The organism is Bacteroides hominis (assembly GCF_033042785.2).
In the GTDB taxonomy this organism is placed as follows: domain Bacteria; phylum Bacteroidota; class Bacteroidia; order Bacteroidales; family Bacteroidaceae; genus Bacteroides; species Bacteroides hominis.
In genome coordinates, this window is sequence record NZ_CP178829.1 from 2,095,208 (window position 1) to 2,118,182 (window position 22,975).

10 protein-coding genes are annotated in these 22,975 nt (G+C 44.1%); 3 read left to right on the forward strand and 7 right to left on the reverse strand.

Translation table 11 applies throughout. The features are described 5' to 3' along the window. Window positions 1-11: 11 nt before the first annotated feature. From R3O62_RS08835 to R3O62_RS08855, 5 genes are all read right to left on the reverse strand, one after another. Entirely contained in the window at window positions 12-2,090 is a 2,079-nt protein-coding gene (locus R3O62_RS08835; protein ID WP_032543492.1) for a Sip1-related alpha-galactosidase, read from the reverse strand. Between the two features lie 8 nt (window positions 2,091-2,098). Further along, a complete protein-coding gene (locus R3O62_RS08840; RefSeq protein WP_005775603.1) occupies window positions 2,099-3,481 on the reverse strand; it encodes an alpha-L-fucosidase in 1,383 nt (460 codons plus the stop codon). Between the two features lie 5 nt (window positions 3,482-3,486). After that, window positions 3,487-4,932, reverse strand: coding sequence for a sulfatase family protein (locus tag R3O62_RS08845; protein ID WP_005810232.1), 1,446 nt, complete (start codon window positions 4,930-4,932; stop codon window positions 3,487-3,489). Between the two features lie 117 nt (window positions 4,933-5,049). Beyond that, the gene (locus R3O62_RS08850; RefSeq protein WP_269110082.1) at window positions 5,050-7,032 is read right to left on the reverse strand and encodes a RagB/SusD family nutrient uptake outer membrane protein; all 1,983 of its coding nucleotides are present in this window, start codon (window positions 7,030-7,032) and stop codon (window positions 5,050-5,052) included. A gap of 12 nt (window positions 7,033-7,044) precedes the next feature. Further along, window positions 7,045-10,230, reverse strand: a complete 3,186-nt coding sequence (locus tag R3O62_RS08855; protein ID WP_005810229.1) for a SusC/RagA family TonB-linked outer membrane protein — start codon at window positions 10,228-10,230, stop codon at window positions 7,045-7,047. 184 nt (window positions 10,231-10,414) lie between these two features. On the opposite strand from R3O62_RS08855, the gene R3O62_RS08860 reads away from it, so the two are divergent. Continuing rightward, window positions 10,415-14,500, forward strand: a complete 4,086-nt coding sequence (locus R3O62_RS08860; protein WP_269110095.1) for a hybrid sensor histidine kinase/response regulator transcription factor — start codon at window positions 10,415-10,417, stop codon at window positions 14,498-14,500. A gap of 72 nt (window positions 14,501-14,572) precedes the next feature. Here the strand turns inward: R3O62_RS08860 and R3O62_RS08865 are convergent, their stop codons facing one another. Continuing rightward, window positions 14,573-16,018, reverse strand: coding sequence for an MFS transporter (locus R3O62_RS08865; RefSeq protein WP_317472966.1), 1,446 nt, complete (start codon window positions 16,016-16,018; stop codon window positions 14,573-14,575). A gap of 456 nt (window positions 16,019-16,474) precedes the next feature. Between R3O62_RS08865 and R3O62_RS08870 the strand changes: the two genes are divergently transcribed. After that, entirely contained in the window at window positions 16,475-17,824 is a 1,350-nt protein-coding gene (locus R3O62_RS08870) for an alpha-L-fucosidase (RefSeq protein WP_175636831.1), read from the forward strand. 14 nt (window positions 17,825-17,838) lie between these two features. Beyond that, on the forward strand, window positions 17,839-19,086 hold the full coding sequence (locus tag R3O62_RS08875) for a PNGase F N-terminal domain-containing protein (RefSeq protein ID WP_005810225.1): 1,248 nt from the start codon (window positions 17,839-17,841) through the stop codon (window positions 19,084-19,086). Between the two features lie 401 nt (window positions 19,087-19,487). Here the strand turns inward: R3O62_RS08875 and R3O62_RS08880 are convergent, their stop codons facing one another. Next, complete coding sequence (locus R3O62_RS08880; protein WP_269110083.1) at window positions 19,488-22,931, reverse strand: AAA domain-containing protein; 3,444 nt, start codon at window positions 22,929-22,931, stop codon at window positions 19,488-19,490. Window positions 22,932-22,975: the final 44 nt, after the last annotated feature.

The window sequence follows — 22,975 nt, forward strand, 5'->3', positions numbered from 1 at the left end:
TATTTAGAGTATTACTTTTTGAGGGTTATTTCTCCGGGAGTTTTGATCCGGATACTTCTTAGTTCCTGTCCTCCGGAAGTCTCTGCCCATACTTTTAAGGTTCCGGGGCAAAGTACATTGAGAGTCAGTTGGTCCGGTGTGGAGGAGAGGATCTCTACGGTTGCGGGAGACAGATACTTCTCTTGTATGCCGATTACGGCCCAACCGTTGCGGATGGGGCATAAATGGAACAGCTCGTCTGTAAATCCCTCAAGTTTCACGGGATATGCCGAAGTCAGTTCGGTGGCTGTCCGGGCCTTCCAGTCGAACAGGAGTATCCGTCCGGAGGAGGTCATGTCCGGTTTTCCGGTAAGGGTTTCTCGTAACAGATAATCTTCTTTGGCAATTCCGGCTGTCACTTCCCGGTATTTGGAAGAAGTGTTCAGATTGTAGCAGATGATGCTTACTGCTTCATCTCCCGTGGGAGCAAATACCCGATATGCCTTTCCATCCTGTAACGGGTTGGTAAGGATTGATTCGGGAGTCGGTATGGCAGGTGCTGCCGGACGGAATATCTTTCCGTTGTTGTCAATCAGTGGGAAGATGTTTTCACTGACAAATTCTTTCGGTGAATCCGAAAGATAAACCGGTCCGCCGGAGATGGCTTTCGATCGTGCCATCAGGCTGCCGCAGATCGTGTCGCTGGAATGAAACATGTCATGATCCGGCCACACTGTCTGTCCTTGCAACAGGGTATTGGTGTACGATTGGAAAAGATGGGATTTAGCCATGTCTTCATCATACTTTTTGTAATCGATGCTGACGCGGGTTACTCCGCTATACAATGTATGGTCAGTATTGAGAGTGTTTTGTGCCATGCAGTTCATCAGCCCTACCTGTTGGTCGTGTGTCTGCCTTTCCAGTGCCAGATTGCATTCTTTAGCCTGCCGGACAACTTCTGTCCCACCCATATAGAGAGATAAGGTGAACGCCTGATTGTCTATTTTGAGAAAATCGAATCCGTTGTTCTTTAGCGAACGTACGTAGTACCGGTAAAAATTATCGATGTTCCGGGGGCTTTTGCCGGGTAACAGGCTCCCGTTGAACGTGTAGAGGCTTTGCTTTATATCTGCCGGGAAGTCATTGTCGGAAGATATTCCTGCCCAGTATCCTGAAAGGGCGTACCATAATCCCATCCAGCGGATTCTGTCTTTGTTCTTGCGAGCCATGATTTTATTCCATCCGTTAGGGAAACGCTTCGGATCGGGAACGAAGCTCATCAGTTGGCGCTGTCTGTTGGCTATGTGACCGTCATCGATCAGCACGTAGCGTACGGGAATGCCGGACGCTTCGATGGCATCGAGATCATTCAGTATTTTAGTTTCGTCAATATCGTAGTGATAATGTTCCCACGTACACCATCCGAGGTAATTCAGTGCTTCGAAATACTCTTTGTCCGTACGCTTTTGCAGTGCGGAAGTTTTATGGTCTGCTATCAGTGTTTCGTAAGCCTGACGGAGTACCTGATAAATGCTGCCGGCATTTTGAGTTAATGCTACCGGCACTTTACCCGAGAGGCGGTCGCATCCGAGTGTGGATACATAGAGGTTCAGGGAACCGTCTTTGTTTATCTGGAACCAACTGAGACTATTATCTCCGGACAGAGCTTTTACGAAGAGGTAATTGCCATCGGCCAGTTGTAGTAACAATGCGTCTCCCAAAGTGGAAGGACGTGCATTTGAAGGAATACCGGGGTAGTTTTCCTGTGTAAGGTCTTTCAACCGACCGAACATCCAGGGCAAGAGCCGGTTGGTGTTATTAGGCCACTCGAAGTCGCCGGGACGGGAGTCTCTGCTGAAAAATGCACCTCGTACATAAGCAGGCAGCTGAATGTTGTAGCAAAGAGTAGATTGATTGTCGGGAACCGTTTCTGTGTACATGATCGGCGCAGATGTCCCGTCAATCCGGAGAGGTTCCGGAATCTGACAGGCATTTACATCTTTGAACGATTTACCTTTTTCATAGATAAACGTGCTTTGTGCGAGTATGGTCGTTCCGGAGAAGACCATACCCGCTAAAGCAAGCAAACTCATGATGAAATGTTTCTTCATTCTTGTGGTTAATTTACGGAGAAAGCACTGAAGTTTGTAATGTCGGGCAGGGCAATGGATTGCAGCACTGTCAGCCGTAATGCCGTTGCTTCAATGGGATCGAATTTCTCAATCCGCTTGTGCCCTACGGATTCTCCGGTACATACGGTTTTCCATTTTCCGTCTACTTTAGCTTCGATTTTATATTGGCGGATGCGTTCTCCGTTTTTTATGTTTTCCTGAATAATGCAGTAATTGACCGGTTGCTTGGATTTCAGGTTCAGAGTCAGGCTCTTCTTTTGTCCTGAAGTCTGTGCCAGAGGTGAAGTAAAACGGCGGTTGATTTCTTCACCCCACTCTTTGAGGCGTTGTTCGTCACCTGCGGGAATCAGGCCAGTCGGATCGGGAGTCAGTCCGACAATCAGGGTCGCATTACGTCCGACGGACTTCTCGTACATATTCATCAACACATCCAGCGAATAAATGTTATTTTCGTCATCCGGTTCCCAGAACCATTCATGACGTCCGTTAGCTCCTCGCAGGGGAGTATCGGCCATGGCGGGTACCCAATATTTTCCGTCTTTGTCGCCATGCTTCAGCAACTCAAGTTGGTTGACATTGCTTTCTATCCTTTTGTGATGTGAGCAGGGAGCCGGGAAGGTAGACCAACAAGGATATCCCACTGTCCCCGATTCAGAACCTCCCCAACGAAAGTCGGCACGGTCTATGTTATGGTAGAAGAGGCAATTGGGCTGATATTTATTGACTATCGGCTCTACATCCGGACCGTCTCCCCGAGGATCATCTGCTCCACCGTCAAACCAGATCATATAAAGGTCACCGTATCGGGTGCAAAGTTCTGTCACCATCTTTTCGCACAAGCGTTTGTACCAGGCCTGGCGGTTATGGGCGAATTCACCTTCTCCTTCGGCTTTAAAGTTATGAATACCCAGCAGAGAGTTCCAACGGATACCGATATAAATTCCGGGTTGTAATCCATATTTGCGGCAGGAGTTTACGAAATCACGGACAATGTCTCCTTTTCCGTCTCTCCATTTCACAGCTTTGAGGCAATATGGGTTTACGTCACTTTGCCATAGCCCGAAACCGGTTTCGTGGGTTGCGGTAAGTACGGCAAATTTGCATCCGGCGGCTTTGGCTGCTTGTACCCACTGGTCAGTGTTCAATTCGGTCGGATTAAAGATGTTGTAGTCTTCTATCGGGTTGATACGGTTGTTGCCTTGTCCATAACGTATTCCGTCGAATACATGAAGGTCATAGTGGAACACAGCTCCCATTTCAGCCTCGTGCCATTTCATTTGAAGAGGTTTGGGCACGGGAATGTTACTTTGTTGAGCCACACAATAGGTAGAAAAAAAGAGTAAGAGTAGGGTGTAATTAAGTTTGTTCATGGTGGTTAAGGGGTTATATAATTTGCAAATGGGTCATTGGTTTGGGTAAGCCATGCTTGCAACTGCCGGCTGAATTTCCGTATCAGTTCGGGTTGTTGGTTGGCTATGTTGTCCATTTCATACGGATCGTTGTTACGGTCGAAAAGGATCACTTTATCGATTTTACCATCGGTGGCATGAACCACGTAAGTATATCGGTCGGTACGTAGCCCGCGGTAGCCGGTTGCGTGATTGTCATATTTCACGAAGTAGTAAGGCTGGACAATCTCTTTCGGTTCTCCGGTTATTATTGCGTTGCCCAAATCAAATGTCTGTACGGTAGAGGGTATTTCCTTTTGAAATCCCATCATAGAAAGTAGAGAAGGGTATAGGTCGGCAAAGGCAATCATCAGTTTATCATCCCGGCGGGGTTTGATTTGATCCGGCCAGGAGATGATCATCGGAATGCGCATTGATTCTTCGTAGAAAATATCTTTTCCGGCATTTTCGTGAGCACCCATGCAGATGCCATGGTCGGAAGTGAAGACCACGATGGTATTATCGAACAGATGATTTTGTTTCAATGCTTCGATAATGCGTCCTACATTTTCGTCTACCCCTGTGATGCAGGCATAGTAATTGCGGATGTTGTTACGGAAGTAGTCTCCCATTTCCGTGCCTTTTGCCGGAATATCCGGACGGTCTTTGCAGAGAGCTTCTACATCCAGATTTTTGTATATCTCTTTGTATCGGTCCGGTACCAGTTCGTATCCCGTGTGGGGCGGATTCATTGATACAACCAGTGCAAACGGCTGTTTCTTGTTCTTTTGTTCGTTGATGTACTCGATGGCTTTATCTGCTTCATATTCCGGTCCCCATTGGTTGACGTAGTAGAAGCTGTCCCGTGGGGCAGTTGTATTCCAGTACATGGGTTTAAGGTGATAGTCGTACGTTCCGTATGCTATCCAATGTTCAAAACCGTGGCGACGTTCGGGCGGACACCATTCATTCCATGCCACTTTTCCGCGGTTGTTGTAAGTATCTACGTAGGGTTTGTAAGGGGCGTCCAGGTGCCACTTTCCGATATATCCGGTGTTGTATCCCTGATCTTTAAGTACATCACTCCAGCACCGGGCGTCTTGTGGGAGTTCCACTCCGTACGGGGCTGTGGCAGAATTACAGTTACCGGTTACCTTGCTGGAGATGGGGTACATACCGGTCATCAACATTCCTCTCGCAGGCGATGACACCGGATAGCTACTGACAGCATTGGTGAAATTGATACCTTCGGCAGCAAGTTGGTCTAAACTGGGGGTTTGTACAGGCTCTTTGCCTATGCATCCCATTGCGTCTCCTCGATATTGATCGGCCATAATGAAGACCAGATTGGGGGGAGTTTGCTTTTCCTGTGCCTGTAGTCCTGTGGCCAAGATAGGCAAGGTAAGCAGTGTTTGAGGGATAATCTTTTTCATAATGCTGTAAAGTTACATCTTTTCTATAAAAATACAATTTTTGGTGAAAGAAACAAGACCTCCCCGCACTTTTTTGAGGAGGTCCTGTTGGTTATCGGATATCTAATCTACTGAAAACTAATCTCCATCGGGGAGACTGCTGGTTTCTATCTTCCATCCCGGATTTTGATAAATTGTGGAGGTGGTATAGTCTGTAGACCCTTCTTCTGCTGTTGTCAGACGGAAGTGGTCGAAGGCTATCGGATTCAGGTATTTATTCTGGTTCCAGTTATAGCCGTTATAGGCTATGTTATTTGTATTAATCCGGTAAGGACGCAGGTACTGGCTTTCTGATTTTGCTGACACATTGGCATTGGCGTTCCCTGATTCTATCAGGTTAATAACAGAGAGAGTGACGTCTGCTGTTGGTGCCGGATTGGGAGTTGTGTAGCGTTGATAGTTTTCGCTCCACAAATCGAATCCTTCAACATGATAATTTTGCATCATATCCAGTGAGCGCCAGCGTTTCAGATCGTTCAGACGAAGCCCTTCGGCTGCAAACTCAATACGGCGTTCCCGACGGATGTTATACAAAGTGTTTGATACAAACTCTGAACCGGAATAGCGGGCAAAATCCAGTTCCTTACTCAAATCTGTCGCATTGATTGTTTTCTGATAATCGGTATCCATTCCTGCGCGGCTGCGGAGGGCTTTCCAGTATTTATCACTGTTGGCATCGAGTGAGTTATTCAGTTCATAATCTGCTTCCATATAATTCAGGTATGCTTCTGCAGCCCGGAATACAACGCATGCTGTAGTTGAAGGCAGAGTCGGACCTTGTGCAGCATCTGTTGTCAGTCCTTTTTTTACAGAATAGCCGGTAGGACATTTGTTTTCATTCTGTCCAAGTACAATTGGTGCACGGTAATAATAGCCATATCCTTTGACCAGATATTCGATATTGCTGCCTCCTTCTGATAATAGATCACCAGGTAATAAAGTATTGTATGTCAGACGTGGGTCACGGTCGGTTGCAACTGCTTCATAAGATTTATCTCCTTGATAACCGGAATTGCCGGCATAAATAGGTAATCCGTTTTCCATCAGGTAAGTTTGGATCATACTGCGTGTCCATCCGGTGTTACCTCCTCCATTACGCTGAATATATCCTACTACGAAGTGATTCACAGAAGGAGTCAGGCTGGCATCATAAGCTCTCCACAGTAATACTTCCGAAGCATTGCTTAATGATTGGCTGTTGAATAGTGACGGATAATCATTGAACAACGGATACTTATCTGCAACAATTTGGGCGGCTTCTTTTGCCTCTGTCAAGAAGAATTTGATTTCAGAATCGATGTCAATCGTGAAATCCTTCAGATAATCCTTTTCTGCTCCTGGCCATCCCGGGCCTCCCGGAACGCGGGCAGTTCCTTTATGATACTTTTCCCAAGTGCCTTCGAAGAGAGCTACACGGCTTTTCAATAAAGCAGCACAATCTTTGTTTAGACGGTTACTCATAGGAGCAGTTGTTTTCATGTAATAGTAAGCAGAATCCAGATCTTGTAAAATGAAGCGTGCCACTTCATTACGCGGGCGACGTTTACTTGCTTCCCTGACCGTTTCATAGTCTTCCGAAATCCATTGTTTTAGGATAGGGAAGTCTCCGAGAGCAACTAACTTGGTGTAATAAATGTAGGCACGGAAGAAATACATCTCTCCCAGATAATGCATGTTATTAGCTTCCATTCCACTTAGTTCGCCAGCTTCCAGGCGAGGGCGTACTTTGTTGATGAAGTAATTTACATTTCGAATTTTACCGAAATCCCAGGCGCCACCACTTTGAGCTACACGAGTTTCTCCTTTTACAAACGAACTGTTGGGGTTACTTGCAGCTTGGTTATCACTGTTGTTATCAGTAGCAAATACTCCCATACTGTATTGTCCCGGAGTGTGGGATGGAAGTTGGTCATACAAATTAGCCGAATAAGCCGCCAAATCACTTTCTGCCAACAGATATTTGTCGGTAGGTACGGCATCCAATGGCTCTTTATCGAGAAAATCATTGCAAGAGCATAAAACACTTGCTAAACTAAAAATATATAATAGATTCTTTTTCATTATACTTGCTTTTTAAAGAGTTATATTTAAACCAAATGAAATAGTCTTTGACAATGGGTAGGTCTTTCCGTTACTGAATCCGTTACCGGCAGTTGCTTCAGGGTCGAACATATCGGCGATACCACTAATTGTAAATAAGTTCTCACCGCTGACATAAACACGGAGCTTTTCAATTTTTGCTTTATTCATCCAGGCTTTGGGGAATGTATATCCGATTTGCAGATTTTTCATACGCATATAAGCACCGTTCTGCAAATAGCGTGTTTGAGTCTGCTTGTTTTTGTTTCCTTTATCACCCAGATATGCTTTGGGATAGTATGAATCGACATTTGCTCCGAATATAGAAGTTGTGTTTTCAGGACGGAAATAATCGAGATGTTCGTCGAAACCTACAGATTGCCACTCGCCACCGTCTGCTCCCCAGAACATCGGACCGCTCAACCAAAGATCACGTTTCATGACACCTTGGAAGAACATCTGGACATCAAAGCCTTTCCAGTCAGCTCCTAAGCTCAATCCGAAACGAAAGCGGGGAGTACTGTTCCCGATTTTCTTTAAATCACCATGATCTGTTGCTGTACTATTTCCTTTGTCTACTACGCCATCGCCATTGAGGTCCCGGTACATAATATCACCTGCTCCCCAGGCAGAACCTATCTTACTTTGGTCATTGTTAGCCAACCATTCCGTCATTTGAGCATCTGTATGGGCAATACCTTCGGTTTCGTATCCCCATATCTCTCCGATAGTCATTCCATTGTAATAAAGGGCGTTGCCGTTTGCATCCCACAGAGCTTTAGAAGCGTTAGGATATGAAATGACTTTGGCACGGTTGTCAGAAAGATTGAATCCTACATTATAGTTTACTTTTCCGATATTATCTCTCCAGTTAGCCTGTAGTTCCCATCCCTTATTTTTTAATTCAGCATTGTTGGTGTTGGGTAGTGAAGTTCCTAAAATAGCACCTACTTCGGCTGCCGGTCCTACCATATCTTTGGTTCTGCGGATGAAGTATTCAAAAGTCATGTTCAGACGATTGTTGAACATGCCGAGATCGATACCGAAATTGGTATTATAGATTTTCTCCCATGTAAGTGTGCTACTGACCATTCCGGGAACTCCGGCTGTTGTTGGTCTGCTGCCGTCCATTAACCAGTTGCCACCGTTGGCTGTTACACTTTGTGTCAGATAGAACGGATAGTAAGAGTCTGTGTTCTGGTTACCTAACATACCCCATGAAACACGAGGTTTCAGTGTGCCAATAATATCGTTGATTGGTTCAAAGAATGATTCACGGGCTACATTCCATCCTAAAGAGAAAGAAGGAAATACGTTCCAGCGCTGATCTCTCAAGAAGCGGGAAGAACCGTCGTAACGAACATTTACTTCAGCCATATAACGGTCTTTATAAGCATAGTTGAGGCGTCCGAAGAATCCGGCTGTGGACCAGTCATTGTATTTGGAACTATTAATCTTGTCTTCTCCTGTCGCTGCACTGATTTCCGGAACAAGACTGCTGATTACATCAGGACGCTGGGCTGCGAGTTCGCGATAAATATATTCTTCGGTATTCATTCCGACCAATGCCTTGAAGTAATGGTCTTTTATTTGTAATGTGTAATCAGTATATACACTTGTTGTGTAAAAATTGCTATTTTGGTAGGCTGAGCGTGCAAAAGAGGATCCTGGAGAATAACTGCCGCTGAAAGCCAATGCCAACGGGTTACCGTTTACATCGTGCTCGTAGATGGGGTTTAGGTTTGTTTGTTTATTTTGGTTGATAACCCGCATTCCTGCTTCTGCATAGATATTCCAACCTTTCATAGGGTGAATCACCAATTGTCCCTGAAGGTAAATATTGTCATTGTGTGTTTTGGCACGTCCGCCGTCAGTCAATTGGCTGAGTTTACCATTCCTCATATAATAGCCGTTCGGGTCTTTAAAAGGCATCATAGGCCACATGCGGGCAATATCATGATAAAGGAGTCCACCTTCTTCAAGATAAATAGGATTGTCAAGATCAAAACGAACGAATTTGGTGTTTATGTTGAAGTCTACGTATTTATTAATTTGCGCATTTACTTTTGCTGTTGCATTATAGCGTTTGTAATTATCGTTACCGTAACGGAGGTTACCGTCCTGATTCAGGTAACTGCCCGAAACGTAGTATTGCAATTTTTCTGTACCTCCGTTCAGGCTGATATTGTGTTCATTTGACCAGGCCCATTGAAAATGCTTTTTCCACCAGTTTACGTTATCATTGGCTTTCTCGTGGAAATGCCAATTGTTGCCGTTAGCTATGGTAGTTGTTGTAATTTCACCTGCCATATACTTCTGGATACGGTCTATGGTCTCTTCATCAAATATTGCACTACCACCTTGGTTGATAGATGCTTCATTGAAATAATTGGCAAAGCGATACGAATCGATTTGGTTAGGAAGATTAGTTGGTCCGGAATAGCGGAAACTGTTGTTGTAGTTTACCTGCATTTTACCCGCTTTACCCTTTTTAGTGGTGATCAGGATAACACCGAATGCGGCACGTGATCCATAAATGGAAGAAGAAGCGGCATCTTTTAGTACAGAGATGTTTTCAATGTCTTCCGGATTCAGATTGTTCATGTTACCTTCCATTCCGTCGATCAAGATAAGTGGTGAGGCACTTGATCCTTTACCAATGGTACCTGTTCCACGGATGTTTACGTTCATTGTTTGTCCCAACTGTCCTCCTAAATCAGGGGTGGACAGGTTTAATCCCGGAACTACTCCTTGCAGGGCTTGTCCCACCTGTGATACCGGGCGAGAAGCCAGTGCTTTGGTATCTACACTGGCAACGGCTCCGGTTAAGTTTACTTTCTTTTGGGTACCAAAACCGACTACCACTACTTCATCAAGTGTTTTTGAATCCTCACTTAATTCAATCCTGAAAGATGTTTGGGCACCATTGAGGGAAATTGACTGAGTTACGTATCCTATATAAGACACGTTTAATACACTTCCTTTTGCAACATTTTTTAGGGCGAACTCACCATCCAGATTTGTGACGGTTCCGTTGTTTGTCCCTTTTACTTGAACAGTGGCACCGATGATTGGCTCATTGAGCTTTTTGTCAATCACAGTACCCGTAATGTTGAATTGCTGTGCATGCAATGAAGTGATGCCGAGCAGCAACATGAATAAGATTGAAATTTTTTTCATTCGTTTCTTATTTAAAGTTATACATAAGGTTTAATTACATGGCAAATTTACTGGGATTGGCAGATTGCGGAGGGACACGCTTGTATCATTCAGCATACACGTTTAATTCAATGGCGTGTTTTTTTCAAATCTCTTTTGTATGTTTAGTCTTTATTTTGTTTATTTGCAGTAAATTGATATTATGATGAAGCAGCTAAATCTCTTTTTACTGATTCTGTTTGTATGTAGTTACCCGATTGTTTCCGGTTATGCTTTTTTTGATAAAGATATTCGTCTGCTAACTATGCAAGATGGATTGGCAGATAATACCATCTCCTCAATTTATAAAGATAGGGATGGGTTTATGTGGTTTGGGACTAATAATGGTTTGAGCCGTTATGACGGTAAGTCAATAAAGAATTTCTCTCCTTCACAGGCATATATGCATGTGAAGGAGATCGTAGAAATGTCCGATCAATATTTAGGAGTCATTGCCGGAAATATTTTATATTGTTTTAACCGGACAACAGAGACATTTATACCGGTTGTTCATGCAACAGATCATAGTCGTATATGTATCCCTCACATCATGCCTGCAGAAAACAACTCTTTTTGGGCGTTTTCAGGGCATACATTATATTTATATACAAAGAAAGAGGTCAAGAATGAGAAGGGAGAGGTTGTTCTGATAAAATTAGAATGTGAGAAACAGTATAAAGACCTGATTGATTCTACTGATAGTTTTTACGCAATGTGTTATGCTGACAGTCAGAAAACCTTATGTCTAATTACGGGACGGGGAACTTTAATTTTGTTTCGCCCTGAATCTTTGGAGCAGTCTAAAAAGGTGTCTTTATGGGGAAATAAAGTTTGGGATGTAACCTCTGTATTATATGATAAAGGAATCGTCTGGATTTCTACTGTCGGGCAGGGCATTTTACGTTATCATGTTGCTTCCGGGCATGCAGACAGAATTACCTATCAGGAAAATAATAAAGAAAACAGTCTTTCACATACTGATGTTTTTCGGGTTGTCCCTATTAAAAACGATCGTTATTTAGCTGTAACTTGGAGTGGGTATACTTTATTATTACAAGATAAAGATAACCCGGAAAAGATGACTACTGAAATATACAATAATACAGCTTCGCAACTTCACCGGAGTTTGGAGACGAGAATGATATCAGCCTATTATGATCCCAATGGCATTGTCTGGATAGGTACGAATGGAGGGGGAGTGATGTATTCTGATTTGAGGTCACAGTTTTATAACCAGTTTCATCAGGAGAGGCATAATGAAGTTTGTGGTATTGTTATGGATGGCAGGAAATATGTCTGGATGGCTACTTTCCATCAAGGTATTATGAAAAGTGAGCAACCTTTTCAATTGGGACGACGAATGAGTTTCATTACTGTCGGCACTCCTGAAGTCCGGAAAAAAAATACTGTCCTTTGTGCCATGAAAGACAATAGGGGTTCGCTCTGGTTTGGAAACAGTGATGGGACATTGACTCTTTATGATGGAGCGACCGGGCAGTTTCGGCTGCGATCTTTACAAGACAAGGGGAGAGTTAATGTAGCCGCAGTATGGGCATTGTATATGGATGCTGACCGATGTTTATGGATAGGTACCAATAATGGAGTATGGAAGCTGAACACTAAATCCGGGGTCTCCCAGAAAATCTCAATTGAGAAGGCCTTTAAGGATTCTACCAAGGTTCACGTGCGGGCTATTGTCGGAACGAAGGATGGAGCAATCTGGTTGGGCACAAGTAATATAGGAGTCTGTAAACTGAAGCTCGATTCCGAAGGTGAGATGAGCATAAAAATAGGCTATGAAAAGGTTGCGAATATTAAAAATAGTTCAGTCCGTTCTTTGCTGGTTTCTTCCGATGGCAATGTATATGTGGGCTATATGGATGGTTTTGCCATTCTTTCCCCAAAAACAGATGCGATACGAGAATACTATACGACCCGCGACGGGTTGTGTAGTAATTTCATCGGATGCCTGGTCGAAGACCACCGAGGGCATATTTGGCTGGGAAGTAATTCGGGCGTTTCTCGTTACAGTCGGCATCAACATCTTTTCTATAATTATTATATTAGTGGTAGTAACCGCTCTGCGTTGCTCGCCGATAAAACGTTATTTTTCGGCAATAATAAATCACTTACCTATTTTAATCCGGATAATGTAGATGTGCGTCTTGCTGGAGATAAAGTTTTTATTACAGAACTTGAAGTAGATAACCGTTCTGTTGGGATTGGTGATAAAATCAACGAGCAGACAGTGTTGAAAGAAGGTATTTCATATACAGGTTCGGTTACTTTAAACAATGAGAATCGTGATTTCGCTTTGACTTTCAATAATCTTTCTTATGCTGAAGAGCAGCAGAAATATAACTATCGCTTATTGCCTTATCAGACGCAATGGTTGGTTTCTAACGATGGAGAGAAAGCGGCTTATACAAATTTGCCAGAGGGAGATTATACATTTGAGGTGAAAAGTATCTATCCTGACGGAAGGAATGGAAAGGTGACTTTGCTCCAGATACATATTTTGCCACATTGGAGTCGTACATTGCCTTTCCGATTATTAATTCTCTTATTATTAGTTGGAATAGTGGCTTATTTGATCCGTTTGGTTAAACTTCGTCAGAGGCGCATGGAACATGAGATGCGAATGGAGCATGAACTATTGACGGTAAATCTGGAGCGTGAAAAGGAGCGGCAGATCAGGATGGAGCGCGAGAACTTTTTTACAAGTGCCGCACATGAATTGCGTACTCCATTGACTTTGATTCTCTCACCTCTACAAGAGCTGTTGCAGTATATTAAAGCCTCCGATCCGTTATATAGCAAACTATATACCATGTATAAAAACGGAGCTTCCCTGCATACGCTGGTCGATCAATTACTCTATGTACAGAAAATAGAAGCCGGAATGGTGAAACTCCGTTTATCAGAGGCGGATATTGTAGGATTAGTAAAGGAGGTAGCTGAGTCATTCCGCCAAATGGCAGGAGTGAATGGGGTTACGTTCAATGTACACCTCCCGGATGATCCTGTTTATCTCTGGATTGATACGGAGAAAATAACTTCATCAGTCAGTAACCTGTTATCCAATGCTTTTAAATATACTTCGCCAAACGGAGAAGTTTTGCTTTCTCTGACCCGCATGGAGCGGGATGGAAAGGGTTTTTGCCGGATAACAGTATCAGATACGGGAGCGGGAATTCCGGATGAATTGCAAAAACGTATTTTTGATTCTTTCATCACCGGCGATAATTCACCGGCTTTTTCGACCAAAGTCGGTATTGGATTGCGGATTGTGAAAAATACGATGGATCTGCATCATGGACAAGTCACTCTTGATAGTGAACCTGGGAAAGGTTCTACGTTTGTTCTATTGATACCGGAAGGTAAATCTCATTTTATCGGTGACTTATACGAAGTGGTGGATTATCATAAACATGAAATGGAGCCGCAATTTCAACCCTTGTCCGTACAGGAAAACACAGAAGGGGAGGTTCCGGTCACTAAAAAAACGCTTCTGATTATTGAAGACAATGTAGATGTACGTCAGTATATCCGTTCCTTGTTTGTAGCAAAATACACGGTACTTGAGGCTGCCGATGGTGAAGAAGGTATTCAAGTTGCCACAAAAGAAATTCCCGATTTAATTATTTCGGACGTGATGATGCCAGTCAAAGACGGATTTGCTTGTTGCCGGGAGATACGCGAACGACAAGAGACAGCCCATATTCCTATCCTGATGTTGACAGCCAGGGCAGAAGATGCAGATGTACTGCAAGGTTCTCGTTGCGGGGTGGACGACTATATGATGAAGCCTTTCAATCCGGAAGTGTTGAAAGCGAAAGTGGAGAATCTGATTCTTCAACGCGAACGCTTGAAACGGATTTATACCAAAGCTTTGATGTTGAAGCAGGAGCCGGCTGAAGATGAAGAGGCAGATGACGAATTTATGCAGAAACTTATTAATGTGATTGAGAAGAATCTGTCTGATGATAATTTTAATGTCAAGATGCTGGCCGAGCAACTTCACATGAGCCAGCCTACTTTGTACCGGAAGGTAAAGCAGCGCAGTGAGTTATCTGTAGTCGATATGATTCGAAGTATACGGGTAAGTAAAGCTGCTTCATTGATTATGGAGAATCGTTATTCCATTCAGGAAATCTCCGAAATGGTAGGATTCAGCGATGCCCGGACGTTGAGAAAGCACTTTACGGAACAGTTTGGTGTACCTCCTTCAAAATACATGGAAAGTAAATAAAGAGTTAATTCTTCGTTCCTGAACAGGGGGGGAAGAATTAACTCTTTATTTCAGTCTGCTATGTGCTTGTTTTTAATCCAATATGATGGGTTTATACTTGGGAACCAATGCCTTCATCACAATCCATCCAACGAGGTAGGCTACCGAACAGATGCAGAAAATTATAAGGTACCCGGCCGGTTTACCGATGAAGCCCATAAATACCATTTGGGTTATATCTGCATGTACAAACAGCTTACCGGCTGAATATTGGAGAATCATAGAACCCACTCCACCTGCCATGCCGCCGATACCGGTAATGCTGGCGATAGCGCTTTTGGGGAACATATCACCTACAGTAGAAAATATATTGGCGGACCAGGATTGATGGGCAGCACCTCCGATACCGATCATGATAACCGGAAGCCAGGGGGAGATGGTTCCCAGTGGTTGGGCAAGTAGTACCAACAGAGGGAAGAAGGCGAAAATCAGCATAGCTCTCATGCGGGCTGCATACGGGTTTAGTCCCGTTTTATTAATGATAATCGTGGGAATCTTTCCACCATAGATGGACAGCATTGTAATTGCGTAAAGAGTGAAAATCAGTGCCCGACCCAATCCTTCGGAGGTTTTTATATCAAATTGAGTGCTCAGGTAGGAGGGTGTCCAGAAGAGGAAAAACCACCATACTCCATCCGTCATGAACTTGCCGAATGCAAAAGCCCAGGTTTGTTTATACATAAAACATTGCCGGAAAGTCATGCCTTTCTTTTCCTTATCTTCTTTTGCGGGTATTGTTCCGTTCTCCTGTTTGTCTTGTTCGATATATTCGAGTTCTGTTTTGTTTACGAATCTGCTTTTAGAAGGAGCTGTATACATGAATACCCAGAACCCCATCCATATGAAACCGAGGGCACCGATGATAACAAACGCCATTTCCCATCCCCAGGCTTTGGCCAGTAATGGAATGCTTAAAGGAGCAATCAGAGCGCCGATAGAGGCACCGGCATTGAAAATGGAAGTGGCATACGCCCGATCCTTTTTCGGGAAATATTCGGCCGTTACTTTAATGGCAGCCGGAAAGTTACCCGCCTCACCAAGTGCCAGGATGCAGCGGGCAACCAGAAAACAATACATGCTTATAGTGGCGAGTATTACCACTACATCGCCTGTGGCCGCTATCAGTTCGGCTGCACTATGCATACCTACATACTCTTCGGTCACAACTCCACAAAATGCATGCATGCAGGCACCTACCGACCATACACCGATAGCCCAGAGATAGCCTTTCTTAGTACCCATCCAGTCGATAAACCGACCGGCAAAAAGCATACAAATGGCATATACAATGGAAAACACAGAAGTTATAATGCCGTAATGTGATTCGTCCCAATGAAACTCGGGCTTGATAAATTCATCCCAGGTCAACGATAGCACCTGGCGGTCGAGGTAGTTTATTGTTGTCGCGAAAAATAACATGGCGCAAATTGTCCATCTGTAGTTTGTCATTTTCCCCACAGTGTTTTGGAGTGTATTCATACTATTTGATTTAAAATTTTCCGGTTTTGTTTCGGAGCCAAAAATACGCATTATTTGATGTTATCCAATGATATTGGCTACTTATTTTCATACTTTCAGAGATTATTTTATGATATATTTATAAAAAGGAAGAATAAATGCGTTATCGAACACAATAAATGTTGTTTTCGCACACGGTTTGTCTTACTAAAAAATAGGAACTACGTTTGAATTGAAAATAGACCGGACTTACTTTCTTGGGATGCGTTAGAGTACTTCCAATACGAAATAGACTTTAATGAAGCTTGAAATGTAAATAATATATGAAAACTTCAGGGTGCTGATTCCGGATTCGGTCCGGATTGTGGTATAGGCAGAGGATGTGCGGTTCAATTTTTATGTTTTTCCTTTTATTTTGTATTTCAAGATAGAAATTTTATCTTTGCCTTAATTGAGACAAAACATAATTAAAATAAAATGAAAAACAACCGATTGATCATTACCCTTATTGCCTTGTTTCTCTTAGGGTTTGGGCTGAACGCCCAAACGACTCCTACTGAGGAAACGGCTGCTCAGAAAGAGAAAAGAATGGAATGGTTCTCCCAGGCCAAGTTAGGAATCTTTATTCATTGGGGAATCTATGCTGTGAACGGAGTATCTGAGAGCTGGTCATTTTTCAACAATTACCTTCCTTATGAAGAGTACATGGCTCAGGAGAAAGGATTTACGGCATCGGCCTACAATCCTCAGGAATGGGTGAAACTGATTAAGGAAAGTGGTGCACGTTACACCGTCATCACTACCAAGCATCATGATGGTGTAGCTCTTTGGGATACGAAGGTGGGTGACTTGAGTACCGTGAAAAGCACTCCTGCCGGGCGTGACCTGATTGCTCCTTTTGTGAAGGAGGTGCGCAAACAAGGATTAAAACTTGGATTTTACTATTCGCTGCTTGACTGGTCGCATCCCGATTATCCTAATAAAACTCGCACGGAAGTACGTTACAAAAACGATCCGGATCGTTGGGCTAAGTTTGTTAACTTCAATTTCGGACAGCTTTCTGAACTGAATAAAACCTGGAAGCCCGATCTTTATTGGTTCGATGGAGACTGGGAACAAACCGCTGAAGCCTGGGATTCGAAAGGGATCATCAATTTGCTGCGTTCCACTAATCCGAATGTTATAGTAAACTCCCGTATTCAGGGATATGGTGATTATGCCACACCCGAGCAAGGAGTTCCTGTGGTTCGCCCTGCAGATAAATATTGGGAACTTTGCATGACCATGAACGATTCGTGGGGCTATCAACATGCTGATACCAATTATAAAACTCCGTTCATGCTGCTGCGTACTTTTGTCGATTGCCTCAGCATGGGTGGTAATCTGCTTCTGGATATAGGACCGAAAGAAGATGGAACTATTCCTGCTGAACAGATTGCTGTTCTGAAAGAGTTCGGACGTTGGACGAAGAAGCATAAGGAAGCTATCTACGAGACGCGTGCCGGTATTCCATGTGAGCATTTTCAAGGGTATACCACACTGAATAAAGCAGGCGATATTCTTTACCTTTACTTACCTTATAAGCCAAACGGCCCGATTGAGGTGAAAGGGCTTGTCAATAAGGTGAACCGTGTATGGGTAGTGGGCAACGGAGCTATGTTGCCATACAAGGTTTATAACAAGAACTATTGGAGTGAGGTGCCGGGAAACCTCTATATCGATATTCCCGAACGTGTGCAGGATGAACAGATCACTGTGATTGCTGTGTTACTCGATGGTCCTATCAAGCTTTATCGTGGAGTGGGGCAAGTGATTGAAAGTAATTAAAAAAATAAACCTTTATGAATTTCAGATTAACTTCTTTATTCGTTTTTCTATTCCTTTCTGTTCAGCTTTGGGCGGGAGGACATAAGAACCTGCCTGCCAAAGGCGACCTTCACGTTCCAGTATTTGAAAATGTGAATGTACGTTTCTCTCCTGATACGTATCCTAATAATTATAACGGGGCGGATGAGTCAGGTGTATACCATCTGGTCAATGGGCGTATCATCCTGAAGAAGATAACTCTTCCTGCATACAAACGAAATGTGTCGGTGAACCTAAAGATTACCCTTGCTTCCAACGGTGATCGCTGGGATAAGTCGGGTTCTTGTTTTGTGTTGCCCAAGTCATCAGCTGTCAATCTGCTGACAATCGCTCGTGATGGTGCGAAGTTTCCTCCGGTAGATAGCTTGAAGCTGGAAAAAATGGTAGGTATCGTTTCCGGAAAAGACTATTTGCCTACAGTAGAGTTGATGCGTTTTATGACTCCATTCGGTGTGGGGTACTATAGTAATAACAATGATTCACTGAGCAGCAAACGCCGTCCGGTTTATATCCCTAAGTGGGAAAGCAATGTTACCTGGCAACAAGATATTACCGATCTTTATCCTTTGCTTGAAGGAGAGGCTTATGTCGGTATTTATATTGATACCTGGACTTCTGAAGGTTATCTGGTAAGTGCGGATATTGACGTGAAAGAAAGTCGCCTTACTTGTGACGCTCTTCCGAAACGCCATGTAGAACCGTTGATGAATACCGTTTATTATATGGGACAGAGCTATCCTGATATTTTTGCCCGTCGGGATGTATCTACTGATTTTACAGTTCCCAAAGGAGCAAAAAATATCCGTCTTAAATATATAGTGACCGGACATGGTGGCCATAGCGGTGGGGACGAATTTGTGCAAAAGCGTAACATTATTTCTGTTGATGGGAAAGAGGTGCTCAACTTTGTTCCTTGGCGTGATGATTGTGCTTCTTTCCGGCGTTTCAATCCGGCGACCGGTGTTTGGCTGATCAAACGTTTGGCATCTTATATCGGTGAAAAGGGGTATACAGAGAAAGAAGTGGAAGAGCCGCTGGCTTCTTCGGATCTTTCCCGTTCCAATTGGTGTCCCGGTTCGGACGTTGTGCCCGAAGAGGCAATTATTGGTACGCTTACTCCCGGCAAGCACACTTTTACGGTCAGTATTCCTGAGGCTCAGGTTGTAGATGGGAATAAACTGAACCATTGGCTGGTTTCAGCTTATCTGGTATGGGAGGAATGATTGCGTTAGGGTTCATCCCGTAAGTGTATAATTTTATACTGCTTTGAATTTGATTCACCACAGAGGACACGGAGGACACAGAGAATATTTTCTTTAATATACTAAGCAAGAAATTAAAACTCTGTGTCCTCCGTGTCCTCTGTGGTGATTTCTGACGATAGGATATAAAAAAAGCCTCTTCTCACGAAGCGGCTTTTTGGGTTTACTTTCTTTTTATGCTTTAGCTCAAAAAGAAAGCAAACTTTAAGATGAAAAAAAGGGAAGTCTCACGACTTCCACAATTCTTCTAACCTTAAATCTAAATCTCTATGAAAAAAACGTAGTGCAAATATAGCGGTTTGCGATATACTGAGGTGTTAACGAAGTTCAGAAAGAAAGAATAAAAGCTAAGGACTGCAAAATTAAGATAATGCCTCTCGCTGTTTTATTAATTTTATCAAACTGTCATAAATTGGATTCTGTTCAAGCAGTCGGGGCACTCCTGTAATGAACATTTGCTTGCGTGCGCGGGTCAGCGCGACATTTAGTTTCCGGTCTATAAGGACTCCATTTTCTTCTGTCAGATTAGAGAGGAAGCGAAGTTGGTAGGGGTAGTTTACACAGAATGAATAGATGATGACATCTCGTTCGCTTCCCTGAAAACGTTCTACGGTATCTACCAGAATTGAGTTCAGTTCCGGGATTCCCAACATGGCAATTTCTTTTTTAATCAAAGCGATCTGGCTTCGGTAAGGGGTAATGATCCCCAAGGTGCGTGTACTTTCAAAAGTCCCGGCATATTGCCGGTAAATGTCTGCTGCAAGCCGGGCTGTGATACATGCTTCCGAGTGGTTGACTTTTGCCGAAGCTCCTTGTGGTTCTGCTTCCGAAGGAAGGAAGACTATTCTTGACATTCCTTCTATGGTTTCAACCTGATGGGGAAGTCCCACCGGGATCAACCGCCCTTCGTAAAAAGCACGGTTGGCAAAAAGGGCTACTTCGGGGTGCATCCGTCCCTGCTTGCAAAGCATATCGAAGGAGCGATGTCCTTTGGGTGATGAAGAGGAAACAGAAGGGAGAAGATCGGTTGATGATGTACGTGCGGTACGATAGAGGCGCTCAAAGAGAGAATCTTTGAGGTTTTTCAGTCCGATGGCACGTAGCTCCTCATCATAAATCTCCGATTGTCCGGTATTTTGCAATACGACAGCAGGTAGCTGCTTATGGTCACCGATCAGAATAAATTTGCCAATGGCATTTTCTCCATCTTCACTGCGGGCACAGAGGATGCCCAACAGTTGAGGCTCCAGAATTTGAGTGGCTTCATCCACGATGGCTACATCGAACTTTTTCAGGCGAAAGAGTTCGGGCTTACCGGAAATGGAGGCCACTGTCCCTACAAAGATACGGCAGTGACTGATGCGCTCGGTTACTTCGGACCGGCGGAAGCAGTGTGATAGTTCATTTTCAATCAAGTGGTCGCGATAGGCTTCATCACATGAAAGTTCGCTGCCCACACGGATAAAATCGACTTTCGGGTGGATAGACGAAAGGGCTTTGCAGATTTCATCTACAGCCCGGTTAGTATATGAAAGGAGAAGTATTTGCGCCTGTTCTTCCCTATGAAAGGTTTCTACCATTTTCTTCAGGGCACACGAAGTTTTGCCGGTTCCCGGAGGACCTACCAGTAAGAAATAGTCTTTGGCAGCCTGTGCTTTCAGAGCCACCCGGGAGAAGTCATCGGTGGCGGAAAGAATGTGTCCGTCCAGTCCGGAGTCAAACTCGGGCGGACGTTGTCCCAACAATAGATCACGCCGTTCCTTTGTTGCTGAAGCAAAAGCTGACAGTCCCTGATACATGCTTCGGAAAGTGGTATCCATGGTATCGTGTTCGATTGCGTAAAGGCTGTCCGGAGGAAGTACGGAACTGTTTCGCTGAGTGGAGCGCAGGCGGATACCTATCTCTTCTTCTGTGATGGATTCGATATTGCCTTTGAATACCATTTTGTTAGTAGCGTTATCCTCATCTCTGTTACGCTCGTAGAGAACAATGGCATCTCCCTGGCGGAAATTAGGCAGGGCTTGTGGCTCGTTTTTTTCCGGGGATGTTTTCGTCTCTTCAGACAAAGGTTCTTTCTTCTTTTGTGAAAGAAGAATATGTGCTTTATGTTTGTCCGCTGCATGGTTTTCTTTGATGTGCAGGTCATAAAGAATTTCCCCGGCTTCGCATTTCTCTGCCAAAGTGGAGAGCCACAAGGCAGCTGCACCGGTGCGGCCTTCATAATCGACATCTCCAGATTTGGAAGTATATAACTCCTTGGTTATGAAATTATAGAGTACGAAGAAGTACGACCGTTCCAACGAGGTGAGTGAACCCAGTTTCTGCGATAGGTTATCGATGGAAGGGCGGAGATATTGTTCCCAGAAACGGCCGGATAATCCTCGTTCATTAAGTACGTCGGACTGTATGGCCTGGAGTTTTAAAGCAGTATATTCCACGCTGTTTCGTAGCTGGATTCCGTATTCATCGGATACGATCCGGTTGCGCAGATTGATGACGCGGCGTACCATTGCCCACGACGGACGTGCCGGATAGAGTAAGGGATAGCGTGTATAGAGTAGGTAAGCCTTTACCCGGTGATGATCCATCCCCATAGAATATTGCAGCACTGCTTGGTAAAGCAGCATCTGTACTTTATTGTTTTCTTTCGGTTCTACTTTGTTGCGGATAGAGTATTCGTCTGCTTTTCCGGATTTCATTTCGATGAAGGACGACATGTCCCGTTGCATATAATCCAGTCGTCCTTGCAGACCGAGTGCTTCACAGATGTAAGAAGGTTCAAGCACAGCGTCCCTCTTGTCCAATTCGTAACCCGGAGCATGGAAAGTGTCGTTTACCACTTCCCGGATATGTTCGAAGTGTAGTTTGCAATCGTCAAAGAACTGACGCTCTTTCTCCTTATCGCGTAAGTCGGCACAGGCTGCCAGCTCAATCGGGTAACGGCGGAAAGCTTTCTGCATACATTCTCTATAGTCCGGTTCCTCTTCAGCATGAATCCATTCGTCAAGAAAAAGGTTGGCAATGTTTCCCAGAAGTAGCGGACGGGCGTTCTCAATGGGCTGGAGGCGTGCCAATACATAGTTGGCAGGATGATGTCCGTAATCGCGGAAGCATTCGGCTAACGAACTGATATCGATCAGATAGTCCGGTTCAAGTACAATGAACGAAGGGGTCAGAATGCCGGCTTCGTCAATAGCTACGTCGAGCAGATTGAGTTGGGCATGGTGCCATAGAATTTCACAAGTCTGCGCAAATTCCTCGTTGATTTGAGGAACGTTATAGCGTACCCGGAGAAACTCATCGGCAAGCGCATCGACCGGAATAACATAAAGATACTGTTCGTCTGCATATTGATAGCATACACGCATTCGTTTTACCTGTTTCTTAGCCGGAGGAGCCACGATATAAGTTGCATCGGTACGAGGCAGTAGGCGATAGAGCGTACTGGGAATCTCAATTTCATAAAGTTTGCGTATAAAGAAAGCAAGTGTCTTGATATCTCGCAGCAGTTTTTCGCGTACCGGTTCTTCCTTGCGGTTAAGAATGGCATTCGAGGTCAGCCGGAAAGTGTGCAGCCGGTTTTGTTCGACAACCGTCAGGCCGGCTCGTGCGGATACGAAACTGATGCGTGCTGAGAGGTCAGTCATCTGAAGGCTTTCATCCTGCATTTGCGCCCGGCACAATCGTTCAAGCAGGTCACGTAACTGTTTGTAAGCCATTGCCAGATTGTCGTTTGTGGTCTGGCAAGCTGCAAGCAGGATCTCAAAAGATTCGTTCACTTCATTTTCCATACAGCAAAAATACATGATAATTCCCGGAATCTCATGCGGATGGACAAAAATGTAGATGG

What these genes read in the sequence shown, in the direction of transcription:
- R3O62_RS08835 (WP_032543492.1), bottom strand. Translation starts at nt 2,090, where the DNA reads ATGAAGAAACATTTCATCATGAGTTTGCTTGCTTTAGCGGGTATGGTC.
- R3O62_RS08840 (WP_005775603.1), bottom strand. Translation starts at nt 3,481, where the DNA reads ATGAACAAACTTAATTACACCCTACTCTTACTCTTTTTTTCTACCTAT.
- R3O62_RS08845 (WP_005810232.1), bottom strand. Translation starts at nt 4,932, where the DNA reads ATGAAAAAGATTATCCCTCAAACACTGCTTACCTTGCCTATCTTGGCC.
- R3O62_RS08850 (WP_269110082.1), bottom strand. Translation starts at nt 7,032, where the DNA reads ATGAAAAAGAATCTATTATATATTTTTAGTTTAGCAAGTGTTTTATGC.
- R3O62_RS08855 (WP_005810229.1), bottom strand. Translation starts at nt 10,230, where the DNA reads ATGAAAAAAATTTCAATCTTATTCATGTTGCTGCTCGGCATCACTTCA.
- R3O62_RS08860 (WP_269110095.1), top strand. Translation starts at nt 10,415, where the DNA reads ATGAAGCAGCTAAATCTCTTTTTACTGATTCTGTTTGTATGTAGTTAC.
- R3O62_RS08865 (WP_317472966.1), bottom strand. Translation starts at nt 16,018, where the DNA reads ATGAATACACTCCAAAACACTGTGGGGAAAATGACAAACTACAGATGG.
- R3O62_RS08870 (WP_175636831.1), top strand. Translation starts at nt 16,475, where the DNA reads ATGAAAAACAACCGATTGATCATTACCCTTATTGCCTTGTTTCTCTTA.
- R3O62_RS08875 (WP_005810225.1), top strand. Translation starts at nt 17,839, where the DNA reads ATGAATTTCAGATTAACTTCTTTATTCGTTTTTCTATTCCTTTCTGTT.
- R3O62_RS08880 (WP_269110083.1), bottom strand. Translation starts at nt 22,931, where the DNA reads ATGTATTTTTGCTGTATGGAAAATGAAGTGAACGAATCTTTTGAGATC.